We start from the raw sequence: 615 nt of genomic DNA on the forward strand, positions 1-615 counted from the left end.
GCGACTGGTTTGCCGTAATGCCAGATCAACACCTGTGCCGTTTTTACCGGTGTATTGGGCGATATGTAGCTTAAGCTCAGCGGGGAGATTTTGCAGGTGGGAAACAGGGGGCTCAAAGTTTAGGCTAAAGGCTATGCCTTCTTCACTGTTTCGCTCAGGGTGGGAGATATCGTAGGCGTTAAGGCGGTTGAGCTGACCGTTGGAGCGAACCTGCAAGTTGACCTTATAGGCGTGAGCAGGCTCATCAGGCTTGAGGGATGCAGTGGCAGGGTAGCTAAACTGGGTGCCGCCATGGGCTAAAGAGGTCTCCTCGATAGCTCCCTGAGGTTTAAACAAGTCGGGCAGTAGCGTCTTTTCGTCTGAATTAAGAGGCTTGAAGCTGCCGATCAGAACAAGCTTGTCATTAAGCATAAGCCTGCCAGGCACCGCATTGTTGCCCTGATGTGCTGCCAAAGGCTCTGCTGGCTGGACTGCCGGGCTTGCTTGAGGATGGACGGAGTCAAGGTCTAGTGAGGCTAGCGAAAGGGGCGAGGTCGAGGCGCTAACGAGGTTCATGCAGAGGGTCCTTATGGCGTATTAAAGGTTCTGTGTGGTAGCCCTTAGCGCCTGGGTTCC

General features: G+C 54.1%; 1 protein-coding gene. It reads right to left on the minus strand.

What is annotated here, in order from left to right; genetic code table 11:
* The coding region (locus IEX86_RS24820; RefSeq protein WP_188868805.1) for a hypothetical protein at positions 1-555 on the minus strand (555 nt) is incomplete at its 3' end.
* Between the last annotated feature and the right edge of the window lie 60 nt (positions 556-615).

Source organism: Pseudomonas asuensis (assembly GCF_014646755.1).
Classification (GTDB): Bacteria; Pseudomonadota; Gammaproteobacteria; order Pseudomonadales; family Pseudomonadaceae; genus Chryseomonas; species Chryseomonas asuensis.